At 56.9% G+C, this 10927-nt stretch carries 10 protein-coding genes; 4 read left to right on the top strand and 6 right to left on the bottom strand.

Translation table 11 applies throughout. From position 1 onward, the window contains the following. From QK293_RS19960 to QK293_RS19950, 3 genes are all read left to right on the top strand, one after another. On the top strand, window positions 1-1224 hold a 1224-nt coding region (locus QK293_RS19960), incomplete at its 5' end, for an RHS repeat-associated core domain-containing protein (protein ID WP_282380161.1). Beyond that, on the top strand, window positions 1221-1637 hold the full coding sequence (locus tag QK293_RS19955; protein WP_282380159.1) for a hypothetical protein: 417 nt from the start codon (window positions 1221-1223) through the stop codon (window positions 1635-1637). The genes QK293_RS19960 and QK293_RS19955, both read left to right, overlap by 4 nt. A 346-nt stretch (window positions 1638-1983) precedes the next feature. After that, a complete protein-coding gene (locus QK293_RS19950) occupies window positions 1984-2304 on the top strand; it encodes a hypothetical protein (protein ID WP_282380158.1) in 321 nt (106 codons plus the stop codon). Window positions 2305-2445: 141 nt separating this feature from the next. Here the strand turns inward: QK293_RS19950 and QK293_RS19945 are convergent, their stop codons facing one another. Together QK293_RS19945 and QK293_RS19940 are read right to left on the bottom strand one after the other, a co-directional pair. Beyond that, a complete protein-coding gene (locus QK293_RS19945) occupies window positions 2446-4236 on the bottom strand; it encodes a bifunctional diguanylate cyclase/phosphodiesterase (RefSeq protein WP_282380156.1) in 1791 nt (596 codons plus the stop codon). A gap of 149 nt (window positions 4237-4385) precedes the next feature. After that, the gene (locus QK293_RS19940; RefSeq protein WP_282380152.1) at window positions 4386-6467 is read right to left on the bottom strand and encodes a carboxy terminal-processing peptidase; all 2082 of its coding nucleotides are present in this window, start codon (window positions 6465-6467) and stop codon (window positions 4386-4388) included. A gap of 140 nt (window positions 6468-6607) precedes the next feature. Between QK293_RS19940 and QK293_RS19935 the strand changes: the two genes are divergently transcribed. Continuing rightward, window positions 6608-7570: a zinc-binding dehydrogenase gene (locus QK293_RS19935; protein ID WP_282380150.1), complete on the top strand. Its 963-nt coding sequence runs from the start codon at window positions 6608-6610 to the stop codon at window positions 7568-7570. Window positions 7571-7629: 59 nt separating this feature from the next. Here QK293_RS19935 and QK293_RS19930 read toward each other — a convergent pair whose 3' ends face one another. From QK293_RS19930 to QK293_RS19915, 4 genes are read right to left on the bottom strand one after another with little or no spacing between them, the layout of a single operon-like run. Beyond that, entirely contained in the window at window positions 7630-8283 is a 654-nt protein-coding gene (locus tag QK293_RS19930) for an HAD family hydrolase (protein WP_282380148.1), read from the bottom strand. Between the two features lie 34 nt (window positions 8284-8317). Beyond that, a complete protein-coding gene (locus QK293_RS19925) occupies window positions 8318-9307 on the bottom strand; it encodes an ABC transporter ATP-binding protein (protein ID WP_282380146.1) in 990 nt (329 codons plus the stop codon). Then, on the bottom strand, window positions 9304-10104 hold the full coding sequence (locus QK293_RS19920; RefSeq protein WP_282380144.1) for an ABC transporter permease: 801 nt from the start codon (window positions 10102-10104) through the stop codon (window positions 9304-9306). Before QK293_RS19920 ends, QK293_RS19925 begins: the two co-directional genes overlap by 4 nt. Then, a complete protein-coding gene (locus QK293_RS19915; protein WP_282380167.1) occupies window positions 10091-10927 on the bottom strand; it encodes an ABC transporter permease subunit in 837 nt (278 codons plus the stop codon). The genes QK293_RS19920 and QK293_RS19915 overlap by 14 nt, the downstream gene beginning before the upstream one ends.

Here is a 10927-nt window from a genome sequence, read left to right as displayed (position 1 = left end):
CGCCACTACGACTACGACGCCTTCGGCAACCTGATCCGCGAACGCCGCGGCACCGCGCAAAAACTCGTCACCGAATACCGCTACGACTGCCAACACCGCTTGATCGGCGTCACCACCCCGGACGGTCGTTGCTCAAGCTACCGCTACGACGCCTTCGGCCGCCGCATCGCCAAAACCGTCGATGGCCACACCACCGAGTTCTTCTGGCAGGGCGACAACCTCGCCGCCGAAAGCAGCCGCGAGCACTACCGCAGCTACGTCTACGAACCGGGCAGCTTCCGCCCACTGGCCATGCTCGACGGCAAAGGCCCGCGCCACGCCTGCCCGTTCTATTACCAACTCGATCACCTCGGCACGCCGCAGGAACTGACCGATTTTGGTGGCGAGATCGTCTGGTCGGCGAAATACAACGCCTACGGCAAGGTCACGCGCCTGGCGTTCGGTGGGGGAGAACAGCTCGAGCAGCCGTTGCGGTTTCAAGGGCAGTACTTTGATGCCGAGAGCGGCCTGCATTACAACCGGCATCGGTACTATGATCCGCAGGTGGGTCGGTACCTGACGCCGGACCCGATCAAGTTGGCGGGCGGGCTGAACCAGTATCAATACACGCCGAATCCGACGGGGTGGATTGATCCGTTGGGGTTGAGCGGGAATTGTCCGCCGCCGAATAAGCCAGGGTGTCAGGCGCCGGATGATACGGCTGGCGCTAAGGTTGATGAGGGTGAGCCGCAACTGCCGAAGCTGACGGGTGAGCAGCGGCGGGAGCGGATTGAGGTTCTTAAGGAGGAGATCGCTAAGCGTTGGGTTGAGCGTTTTGAGAGAAAGTACCCTGGAATGCATTCCATTGGTAAGCATGGTGTCGAGGTTCCTGATGCGGTAATTCGACAGCGCTCGGTAGACGGTACGGATCCTATAACTAAGATTCCCCATAGAGAAAATAGAGGAAACTTAAGCTCGCAATATAAAAGCTGGAACTTGCAAATGCATACGCTGAACGATGATATGACAAGAGTTGTTCGAGGGCTTCCGCAATTCACTGGAAAAGATGTCAATGGCTACAATGTGGTTAGAAGGGAGAATAAAAATGTTGGGCGAGGATATAAGCCGAACAGAAAAGACCCTGAAAATCCGCAACTGTTTGAAAATATGCACGGTTCGGAAACAAAATTTAGTAAAGGTGGAAACCCTAAGCCATTTACATCTCATCCGGTGATAATTAAATGATTAAAGATCCGTATTTAGATCAGCCATACGCGCCAACAGTGAGGGAGCTCATAGGCGATTTTGATATCTATGATAGGGAGCACACACTTGGTCTAGAACTCGAGAAATACGACATTAACCTTTCTGCTGATAGAAGGATGCTTGCGAGAAATTATATTTTAGTTAGTTACGATTTTTTGAGTTATAGGCATAAGTTTTTACTGGTTGCTGTCCTTGAGTCTGCACTACAAGATGAGTCTTATGATTTTAAGGCATTACTAGAACATGACTGCGAAAGCACCAATCTTTTTCCAGGTGGCTGGGATGAGATGAAAAGTCCTCGTGCTTTTTTTGAAGATATATACAGTGTTTTGAGCGATGAGTGGAAAGGTCAGCTGCTAAAGGCAAGCCTTGAGGATCAATCCACTTGGTGAGATGACGTCAGTGATGTGGCAGCGAAATTTCTGGGCAAGGTCGTCGGAAGTTTCCTTCAAGTTGTAGCGGTTTCCATGAACTGGTGCGCAACGGACCTCATCGATAGTCTTTGGGCGGTCACTGCAAATTCAGTGACAGGGCGTGGAAGTCCTTCTATCGTTAGGCGCATCAAGCGCCACCAGTTCGGCGTTTTTTATCGTCTGTGTTTTATGGTGGCTGTGCGCGGGGCGCTTTCGAGTGCGCCGGGTGCCTAACGTCTCGGTCTTCCACACCTGCGTACAGCCGCCACCTATTGCGTGGAAGTGATTGTTGGCGGTTCCAATTCACACGTTAGGAATCAGATTGATGACGACCCTTACACCCGACCCACCCTACAAAAAACCAACTCCCCACCCCGAAAACCGCTTCATGGCGCTCACCAGCAACTGCGACGACATGCCCACACTGTTCGTTGATACCCAAGCGCCGCTTGATGTTTTGTATGACGCTGCCAGCTACCGAATCCGCGCCGTCACTCAAGTGATGGAGAACCTGTCCATGCGTGGTTCGATTGAGTGTCAGTCCTTCATTCTCAGTGACTTTGCCTTGCTCTGCGCCATTCCGTTGCGGGATGGGTGTGATGTGCTGGATGTGCTTGGCCGGCGGTTGCGGGCGCGGCCTTCCTGACCAGTTTTCAGCATTGAAGAATTGTGTCGTTTGAACAGGCGCCTTCGCGGGCAAGGCACTCCCACACTTATTCTCTGATGTTCACAAATTTGTGTTCACCGTAGATCTAATGTGGGCTTACCCGCGAAGACGTCAGGGAAATCAGCGATGACCCAGGAGCAATTCATCTTCTTGTACCGGCACCGCCAAACTATCAATCACATGCACGCTATACCCCGGCACATTCTTCGCATGGTGCTTGGCTTGCGAGGCCAGCTCCGCCAATTGACTTGCATCGAGGTGTCCACAGGCCTGTGGATGTAAATGCACCACGCCGATCGACAGTGACAACAACGCAAACTCCTGACGCACACCCTGACGGTTTGGGGCGATGAAGCAGCCAGCTTCCAGGTGTTCGCTGCGATAAAAACGTCGGCACTGGCTCTGGAAGTCGTCCAGCAACTGGTTCAAACGTTTGCGCCAGTCTTCCGGGCCGAGTACCAGCAGGAAGTCATCACCGCCGATATGCCCGACGAAGTCGCGGGAAGGGTCGACGCGATCATTCAGGCATTGCGCCAGGCACAGGAGGACTTCGTCCCCACGGCCGTAGCCGTAGATGTCGTTGAAGGGTTTGAAACTGTCGATGTCCACGTAGCAGATCACCGATTCCCGTTGCTGTTGAAGCAGCCGTGTCAGGCATTGCTGGATCGGCACGTTTCCCGGCAGCAGGGTCAGCGGGTTGGCGTAGCGGGCTTGCTGGATTTTCAGTTCGGTAATCAGTTTGAGCACATCGATAACCCGGCCCAACCCCAGATAACCGCCGTTGAGGGTGATGATGAAGTCCTCTTCGATGCGCTGCCGCGCGCGGCTGGTGATCAGGCGACTCACTTGTTGCAACGACTGGCTCATCTCAACGGCGAGGAAGTCATCGCTCATTAACCGGCTGATCGGCTTGCGGGCGAACAGGTCGGTGGCAAAGGGCTTCAGCAACGCGTCCGAGAGCGAATGCCGATGGACGATGCCGCAAGGGTGGCCTTGCTCGTCGAGCACCGCCAGTGAGTTCAGGTTGGCTTGGCGGCGGAAGGCTTCCAGCACCGTGGCGGTCGGGGTGTCGCGGGCCACGGCCGGTTGATCGTTGAGCAGTGCGCTGAGGTCGCTGCCTTCGTCATTCAGCGCCACGGCGGAGCTGTCATGTTTTGGCATCATCGCTCGGGCATCCCGAGGCGGTTGCTCTTGAGGCCGACAGAGCAAATAACCCTGAACCAGGTCAACGCCCATCTCGGTCAACACCGCGAGTTCTTCCGGCAGCTCGATGCCTTCGGCGATCACTTGCGCCCGCGACGCCTTGGCGATTTGCAGGATAGAGCCAACGAATTCGCGCTTGAGGGCGTCCTGGTGAATGCCATCGATGAAGTGTCGATCAATCTTCACGTAGTCCGGACGCAATTCGGACCAGAGCCGCAAGCTCGAGTAGCCTGCACCCAGATCATCCAGAGCAATGGAAAACCCCATCGCTCGATAGTGATGCAGCGCGGTTTGCAGCAGCTCGAAATCGTCGGTCGGGGTCTGTTCAGTCAGTTCGATCACCACCTGACTCGGCGGTATGCCGAAATCCTGCAGCAGTTGCAGGGTGCGACCGGGTTGGTGAGCGGCTTCGAGCAAGGATTCCGGGGAAACGTTGAGGAACAGCTTGCCGGGCAGTTGTTGTTCGTTGAAGCGGCGGCAAGCGCTTTGACGGCAAGCGATCTCCAGTTCGCTCAGGCGGCCAGCCTGCCGGGCGACGGCGAACAGTGCGATGGGGGAGTGCAGCGGACTGTTGGAGGGGCCGCGACTGAGTGCTTCGTAACCGAGAATGCGTCGTTCAGAGAGGCAAATGATCGGCTGGAACAGGCTGTGCAAACCGCTTTGAGCCAGTATGGAACTCAAGGCACTCAGCTGTTCGGTAGTGGTCATGGCGATCTCTGGCGATAAAAAAAGGACTGGGAGCACACTCTTGATTTAAAGAGGGCTCCCAGTCCTGTATTTCACGACAGAATGATGACTGTTTGATGACGCTCCGGGGAGCATCAGTATTAAATTGCCATCATCTTGCTTGTAACAACTTAGTGCTTGGCTACCGCGGTGTTGAGTTTCAGGTAGTCCAACAGAATCCGCCCGGTCTCGCTCAGATAAGCATCGTCTTCTGGTTTGGTCTTGTCTGGCTCGGCCGCGATCGCGTCTTCGTCTTCTTTCTTCAGCTCTTTGAGCGGCTCTTCACCCTTGGCCTTGCGACGAATGTTTTCCATGGCAAGTTGCTTGGCTTCGATATCGGCGTGTTGGGCACGACGATCAGCTTCATTGAGGCTGACGGTTTTTTCCGCCATCAGTTTCTGCGCCAAGGCCAGTTTGTCGCGGATGAACACGAACTCCGCGTCTTTGGTCGAGCGTACGTCATGCTCGGATTTAAGCTGCGAGATGTACGGCTTGAACGGGTCAACCGCAGGCTTGATGGCCGCACGGATGGTGTCCCACGGCATGGCTTCAGGCAGTGCGCTTTCGCCGATTTCCTTGGTGTCGATGATCGATGGGTAATCGATGTCCGGCAGTACGCCCTGATGCTGGGTGCTCTGGCCGGAAACCCGGTAGAACTTGGCCAGGGTCAGTTTCAGTTCGCCATGGTTCAGCGGCTGAATGGTCTGCACGGTGCCTTTACCGAAGGTCTGGCCGCCGATGATCAATGCGCGGTGGTAGTCCTGCATGGCGCCGGCAAAAATCTCCGAAGCCGAGGCGGACAAGCGGTTGACCAGCAACGCCATTGGCCCTTTGTAGAAGGCGCCCGGGTTTTCATCTTCCAGCACATCGACCCGGCCATCGGCATTACGTACGAGAACGGTCGGACCTTTGTCGATAAACAGACTGGTCAGCTCTGTGGCTTCCTGCAGGGAACCACCGCCGTTGTTGCGCAGGTCGATGACTACGCCGTCAACTTTGTCTTTCTGCAACTCGGTCAGCAGCTTCTTGACGTCGCGAGTGGTGCTCTTGTAGTCCGGATCGCCAGCACGGAAGGCCTTGAAATCCAGGTAGAAGGCCGGGATCTCGATGACGCCGAGCTTGTAGTCCTTGCCGTCTTGTTTCAGGTTGAGGACCGACTTCTTCACAGCCTGGTCTTCAAGCTTCACTGCTTCGCGGGTGATCGGGACGATCTTGGTGGTCTGGTCGTTCGGCGCGTTGCTGGCCGGGATCACTTCCAGGCGCACCACGGTGCCTTTCGGCCCACGGATCAGCTTGACCACTTCGTCCAGACGCCAGCCGACCACATCGACCATTTCTTTGTTGCCCTGGGCAACGCCGATGATCTTGTCAGCCGGTGCGACTTGCTTGGTCTTGTCGGCCGGGCCTGCCGGCACCAGACGCACGACTTTCACCTGGTCGTTGTCGCTCTGCAACACGGCGCCGATGCCCTCGAGGGACAGGCTCATGTTGATGTCGAAGTTCTCCGCGTTATCCGGCGACAGATAGTTGGTGTGCGGGTCGTAGGACATGGCGAAGGTATTGATGTACGCCTGGAAGATGTCTTCCGGACGGGTCTGGTCCAGGCGCGCCAATTGATTCTTGTAACGCTTGGTCAGGGTTTCCTGAATCTGCTTGGGCTCTTTGCCGGCAATCTTCATCCGCAGCACTTCGTCCTTGACGCGTTTGCGCCACAGGTCGTCGAGTTCTGCTGTGGACTTGAGCCAAGGGGCGTCCTTGCGATCGATCAGCAAGGTTTCCTTGGTCGTGAAGTCGATCTTGTCGACGCCTTTGTTCAGCTCGGCAAGGGCGAAGTCCAGACGCGCTTTGACGCGGTCCAGGTAGCGCTTGTAGATGGTGAACCCGGCGTTCAGGTCGCCGCTTTTGAGGAAGTCGTCAAACTGGGTTTTCCACTTGTCGAATTCGGCAATGTCGCTGGCCATGAAGTAGCTGCGCGATGGATCCAGCAACTTGAGGTAGCTGTCATAGATGATCACGGAGCGCGCATCATCGAGAGGTGGTTTGCTGTAGTGATGGCGCTTTAGCAACTCGACGACGTTCAGGCTGGCGATTACTTCGTCACGATCAGGCTGAAGCTTGTCCCAGCTATTGGCTGCAAACGAATTGGTCGACATCGGCAACAGGCCGATACCAATGAATAGAGCTAGGGCGGTGCTGGGGAAAAAATGCTTCATGCTGATTCGACGCGGGGACAATTGATCACGCATATTAGGCCGTCTTTGAAGTCGCCGGTTCCACAAAGGGCCGGTCAAAAAATGCAAGAAAGCCCGGCGCTACAGCTACGGGCTCAGTCCAGACTCACTATGGAGGCACTGTGAAAGCATTGCAAGGCGTTGAAGGTCAAGTGGCGTGGGTGGAAGAGCCCAGTCCTACATGCGATGTAGGACAAGTTCGGATTCGAGTGGCGGCTGCGGGTCTCAATCGAGCCGATTTGTTACAGGCGGCGGGTCTTTATCCGCCACCGCCGGGAGCCAGTCAGGTGCTGGGTCTTGAGTGTTCGGGGGTGATTAGCGAGGTGGGGCCGGGTTCGTCCTGGCAGCTCGGGGACCGGGTCTGCGCCTTGCTGGCCGGGGGTGGGATGGCCGAGGAGGTAGTTGTCGACGGACGGCATGTGTTACCGGTTCCCGAAGGTTTGTCTCTGGCTGAGGCAGCAGCGCTGCCGGAAGTGTATGCGACCGTTTGGCTGAATTTGTTTCAATTGGCTGCGCTCAAGCCAGGTGAGAAAGTTCTCCTGCACGCCGGAGCAAGTGGAATCGGTTCAGCTGCCATTCAGCTGTGCAAGGCGTTTGGTAACCCGTGCTGGGTCAGCGTCGGTTCCGCCGAGCGTTTGGCTTACTGCGAAGCGCTGGGCGCACAAGGCGGGGTAGTGCGCAACGGGGATCTGGACAGCTTGGGCGATCTGGGGCCGTTCGATGTGATCCTTGATCCGGTCGGCGGTAACTACGCGACGTTGAATCTGAAACTGCTGGCCCGCGACGGTCGTTGGGTGTTGATTGGCCTGATGGGCGGACGTGAGGCGAAGCTGGATCTGGCGCAGGTGCTGGCCAAGCGCGTGCAATTGCTGGGTTCGACCTTGCGCAGTCGCGACGATCAGTTCAAGGCGGATTTGTTCAGTGATCTGAGCCAGCATGTCTGGCCGCTGTTTGCCGAAGGGCGTTTGAGTCCGCAACTGGCCAAGACCTTCCCGATCAAGGATGCCGAAGCGGCGTTTGCTGAGTTGGCGACCAACAAGGTGGCGGGGAAGTTGGTGTTGGTGATCGACGAAAGCCTGACCTGATTTCCGGCTGACATAGATCGTCCCACGCAGAGCGTGGGACGATCAGTGGGGAAGGGGGATTATTTCCAGAGATGGATCGGCCAGCCTGCTTTTTCGGCGTGCTCAAGCAACACTGGATCCGGATTCACCACGTGCGGGAAATCCACTTTCAGCAGCAGCGGCAAATCGTTGCGTGAATCCGAATAGAAACTCGCGCCCTCAAGGTTTTCCTCTTCAGCATCCAGCCATTCCAGCAAGCGCGTGATCTTGCCTTCGCGGTAGGTCAGCGTGCCGACGGTGTGGCCGCTATAAACGCCGTGCGCGACTTCCAGCTCGATGCCAAGAATCTCGTCAATGCCCAAGCGATCGGCAATCGGCCTCACCAAGTGCGTGCCCGACGCCGAAATCACCAAAATCCGGTCGCCGGCCTTGCGATGGGCTGCAATCGCTTTGGTGGCGTCACTGAAAATGATCGGCTCGATGAAGTCTTCCACCCAAGGCCCTACCAAATGGTCAACCTCTTGCGGTGTGCGCCCGATCATCGGCTCAAGGCTGAAAGTCATGTACTCCTCCATCCGCAGCTTGCCGTGGCTGTAGGCATCCATCAGTTCGTTGTTCTGACGCATGAACGACTCGGGATCGACCCAGCCCAGGCGGCCCATTTGCTCGCTCCAAAGGGTGGCGCAGTCACCGTGGATCAGGGTTTCGTCCAAATCAAAAATTGCCAGGGCCATCAGTGCGGTTCTCTCTTCAACATCAGCAAAGGCATCAGGCTACCTCACAGAGGGCCGTCGGATCGATGGAAAGCGCCAGACGCTGACCATCGGGATGCAGATCGGCCGCCGAGCGGTTCAGCACATCCACCACCAATTCCACGCCCCGGGCTTCAACCCGGTAGCGAATCACGTTGCCCAACAGGCTGTGGCTGCGGATTTGCGCGTCGAGTTCGCCGTTCAGGCTCAGCTCGATGGCTTCCGGGCGAATCGCGATGCGCTGGGTAATGGGTCGCTGCAGCAGTTTTGTGGCGCTGTCGGCGTCCAGCAGGTTGTAGTTGCCGATGAAACCTGCGGCAAAGAAATCGATGGGTGCGGTGTAAAGGGTCTGGGCGTCGCCGCTTTGTACGATTTTTCCCTGATTCATCAAGAAAATCCGGTCGGACATCGTCAGGGCTTCTTCCTGATCGTGAGTGACGAAGATCGTGGTCAAGCCGAGTTCACGCTGGATCTGACGGATCTGTTCGCGCAAGTGCTTGCGAATCCGCGCATCGAGGGCCGACAGCGGTTCATCCAGCAACAACAGACGTGGTCGGGTCACCAACGATCGGGCGAGGGCGACTCGCTGGCATTGGCCGCCGGACAGTTGATGTGGATAGCGCGCGGCGAAATCGTTGAGTTCCACCAGTTTCAGCACTTCGGCAACACGCTTATGGCTGTCGTCGGCGTTGACCTTCTGCATGCGTAAACCAAAAGCGACGTTCTGCTCCACGGTCATGTTGGGGAACAGCGCGTAGCTCTGAAACACCATGCCGATCCCGCGTTTCTGCGGGCTCAACGGCACGAGGTCGGCGCCATCGAGCAGGATCTTGCCACCATCCACCGAGGTCAGCCCGGCGATGCAACGCAGTAGCGTCGACTTGCCGCAACCGGACGGGCCGAGGAGGGTGACGAACTCACCCTTCTGGATTTCGCAGTTGATGTCGCTGAATACGGTGGTGCCCGAATAGTTTTTTTGCAGGTGTTGGACGCTGACATAGCTCATTCGCTTTTGTCCTTGTTCAAAATATTGGCCGCCCAGGTCAGAACCAGCACAAAGAAGAAGTAGGAGATCACCAGCGCACTGGTGAAGTGGCCGCTGCTGTTACGCATGTTGTTGAGGTAGACCTGCAGGGTTTCGTAGCGGGTGCCGACCAGGATGTTGGCGAAGACGAACTCACCGAACAGGAACGAGAACGACAGCAGCAACGCCACCATCAGGCCCTTGCGCAGGTTCGGCAACACCACCAGGAACGCGGCTTGCCAGGTGCTGGCCCCAAGCAACTGAGCGGAGTCCATCAGGTCGCGCAGGTTGATCGCTTGCAGGTTGTTGGTGATCGCCCGGTACATGAACGGCAGCGCGATGGTGAAGTAGCAGCCAATCAGAATCCACGGCGTACCGACCATCGCAAACGGCCCGGAACCATAGAGCTGCAACAGCCCCACCGACGACACCACCGGCGGCACCGCGAAGGGCAGCAGGATCAGGATGTTCATCAGCGCATCGAGTTTGGGGAAGTGGTAATGCACCACGAACAGCAACGGCAGAATCAGCACCACCGACAGAATCAACGCGCCGACGCAAACCAGCAGCGACTGCCCGAAGGCATGCAGAAAGCGCGGATCGCTCCACAGCTGGATGTACCACTTGAAGGTAAAGCCACTGGGCAGAATGGTCGCAGACCAACTGCTGGCGATCGAGTAGATCAGCGTCCCGAGCAACGGCAACAACAGAATGGCAAACAGCAAGTACACCACTACCCGGTGATAGACACCGATGGGGCCCAGTTCAGCGCGAGACATGGTAGCTCCTCTTCAACAGCAGCTGATGCACGATGGTCACCAGGGTCATCAACGCCACCAGCACCACGGCCAAGGCACTGGCCAGGTTCGGGTCCAGGGAAATGTCGCCGGAGACCATCGCCGCGATACGGATTGGCAGCACGTTGAAGTTGCCGGTAGTCAAGGCGTACACCGTAGCGTAGGCGCCGAGGGCGTTGGCCAGCAAGATCACGAAGGTACCGAGCAGCGCAGGCGTCAGCACCGGCAAACCGATGTGGCGCCAGAACTGCCAGCCGTTGGCGCCGAGCAATTGGGCGGACTCACGCCAGTCTTCGCGCAAGGCATCGAAAGCCGGGTAGAGCAGCAGCACGCCCAATGGAATCTGGAAGTAGGTGTAAAGAATGATCAGCCCGGTTTTCGAGTACAGGTTGAAGTCCTGAATGATCCCGGCCTGCTTGAGCAAAATGGTGAAGCTGCCGTTGAAGCCCAGCAGGATGATGAACGCGAAAGCCAGGGGCACGCCGGCGAAGTTGCTGGTCATGTTGGCGAAGGCGTTGACGAAGTTGCGCAGTTTCGAGTCGACCCGGCGTAAGGAGTAGGCGCCGAGTACGGCGATGATGATGCCGAACACGCTGGACCAGAAACTGATCTCGAGGCTGTACTGGATCGCTTGCAAATAGAACTTCGAGTTGAAGATCTTGGTGAAGTTCGCCAGGCCCCAGCCGAACTCTTCCGATTGCAGGCTGTTGATCATCACCCAGACGAGGGGGGCGATCTCGAACACGATAAAGAACAGTGCGAAAGGCACCAGGCACAAGGCTGCCAGCCATTTGCCGCGCGTCAT

The organism is Pseudomonas sp. AL03 (assembly GCF_029960815.1).
Classification (GTDB): domain Bacteria; phylum Pseudomonadota; class Gammaproteobacteria; order Pseudomonadales; family Pseudomonadaceae; genus Aquipseudomonas.
This window is presented reverse-complemented; position numbering and strand designations above follow the sequence as displayed.

Coding starts and splice junctions, on each gene's coding strand:
- QK293_RS19930 (WP_282380148.1), bottom strand. CDS start 8,283: ATGGCCCTGGCAATTTTTGATTTGGACGAAACCCTGATCCACGGTGAC.
- QK293_RS19955 (WP_282380159.1), top strand. CDS start 1,221: ATGATTAAAGATCCGTATTTAGATCAGCCATACGCGCCAACAGTGAGG.
- QK293_RS19945 (WP_282380156.1), bottom strand. CDS start 4,236: ATGACCACTACCGAACAGCTGAGTGCCTTGAGTTCCATACTGGCTCAA.
- QK293_RS19915 (WP_282380167.1), bottom strand. CDS start 10,927: ATGACGCGCGGCAAATGGCTGGCAGCCTTGTGCCTGGTGCCTTTCGCA.
- QK293_RS19920 (WP_282380144.1), bottom strand. CDS start 10,104: ATGTCTCGCGCTGAACTGGGCCCCATCGGTGTCTATCACCGGGTAGTG.
- QK293_RS19950 (WP_282380158.1), top strand. CDS start 1,984: ATGACGACCCTTACACCCGACCCACCCTACAAAAAACCAACTCCCCAC.
- QK293_RS19925 (WP_282380146.1), bottom strand. CDS start 9,307: ATGAGCTATGTCAGCGTCCAACACCTGCAAAAAAACTATTCGGGCACC.
- QK293_RS19940 (WP_282380152.1), bottom strand. CDS start 6,467: ATGAAGCATTTTTTCCCCAGCACCGCCCTAGCTCTATTCATTGGTATC.